The organism is Streptomyces sp. NPDC006430, assembly GCF_040612395.1.
In the GTDB taxonomy this organism is placed as follows: Bacteria; Actinomycetota; Actinomycetes; order Streptomycetales; family Streptomycetaceae; genus Streptomyces.
The window spans coordinates 1-1,731 of sequence record NZ_JBEXQA010000106.1; the positions used below are offsets into that span (position 1 = coordinate 1).

The 1,731-nt window shown below is 69.7% G+C and carries 1 protein-coding gene; it reads left to right on the forward strand.

All coding sequences use genetic code 11. The features are described 5' to 3' along the window. Nucleotides 1-1,731: condensation domain-containing protein (locus tag ABZZ20_RS36800; RefSeq protein WP_356877410.1), on the forward strand; the 1,731-nt coding region annotated here is incomplete at both ends.

A 1,731-nucleotide genomic window follows, 5' to 3' on the forward strand; every position in this document is an offset into this window, starting at 1 on the left:
TCCCCGAACGGGAAGCTGGACCACAAGGCCCTGCCCGTACAGGAATACACCAGCGGCTCCGGCCGTGGACCCTCCTCCGTCCGCGAGGAGATCCTGTGCGCCGTCTTCGCACAGGTCCTCGGCGTGGACAGGGTCGGCGTCGACGACGACTTCTTCGCCCTGGGCGGCCACTCGCTTCTTGCGGTACGTCTGGTCAGCCGGGTGCGTTCGGTGTTGGGTGTCGAGCTGTCGCTGCGCGTGCTGTTCGAGGTGCCGACGGTGGCCGGACTGGCTGCCCGCATCGACGACGCCGACCGGGCGCGGGAGCCCCTGATGGCGCAGGAGCGCCCGGAGCGGCTGCCGCTGTCGAACGCACAGCGCCGCTTGTGGTTTATCGGCCAGTTGGAAGGCCCGAGCGCGACCTACAACCTTCCGATGGCACTGCGTCTCAAGGGCGCGCTGGATGCCGGGGCGCTGGATGCGGCACTACGGGATGTGATCGGCCGCCACGAGGTGCTGCGCACGGTCTTCGCCACCGCCGGTGGTGAGCCGTACCAGCGTCTCCTGGACCCGGAGAACCTGGGTTGGGAACTGCTCGTCGATGACGTTACGTCGGTGGACGTGGATGCTGTGGTGGCCGAGGCGGCGGGGTATGCGTTTGACCTGGCGGTCGAGGTGCCGATCCGTGCTCAGCTGCTCGCCGTGGGTCCGGATGAGCATGTGCTGGTTGTGGTGGTGCACCACATCGCCGGTGACGGTTGGTCGATGGGTCCGCTGGCGCGGGACGTGTCGGTGGCGTACGAGGCGCGTTGTGCGGGTCGGGCTCCGGAGTGGGAGCCGCTGCCGGTGCAGTACGCGGACTACGCGCTGTGGCAGCGCGAACTCCTCGGCGACGAGAATGACCCGGAGAGTGTGCTTTCCCGGCAGGTCGCCTACTGGCGTGAGACGCTTGCCGGTGCGCCGGAGGAGTTGACGCTGCCCTTCGACCGGCCCCGCCCGGCTGTCGCTTCACACCGCGGACACACCGCGCCCCTTGAGGTCCCGGCGGAGGTGCACACCCGGCTGCTGGAGGTGGCCCGCACCGAAGGCGTCACCACCTTCATGGTGCTCCAGGCCGCGCTGGCGGTGCTCCTTTCCCGCCTGGGTGCGGGCACCGACATCCCCATCGGATCGGCACACGCAGGACGCACCGACGAGGCCCTCGACGACCTCGTCGGATGCTTCGTCAATACCCTGGTGCTGCGGGCGGACCTCTCCAGCGACCCGGCCTTCACCGACGTGCTCGCCCGAGTCCGTGAGGCCGGACTGGCGGGCGGTGCCCACCAGGACGTGCCCTTCGAGCGTCTCGTCGAGGAGCTCGCCCCGGCCCGCTCCATGGCACGCCATCCGCTCTTCCAGATCGTCCTGACGATGCAGAACACCATCGAGGCGGTCTTGGATCTGGGAGACGTACAGGCCGCCGGAATGTCGGTCGGCGTCAGCGCGGCCAAGTTCGACCTGGACGTCCTGGTTGCCGAGGAGTTCGACGCCGAGGGCGCGCCCGCAGGGCTCCGCGGCACGGTCACCGCTGCTGCCGACCTGTTCGACGCCGGGGCGGCCGACCGCATCGCTGCCGCCTGGGCCCGCGTCCTCGAGACCGTGGTCGGCGATCCGCAGGTGCTGCTGAGCTCGGTCGACGTGCTGGCCGAGGGTGATCTGCATCGGGTTCTGGTGGAGTGGAACGACACTGCGGCGGAGGTTCCCGCCGGTACG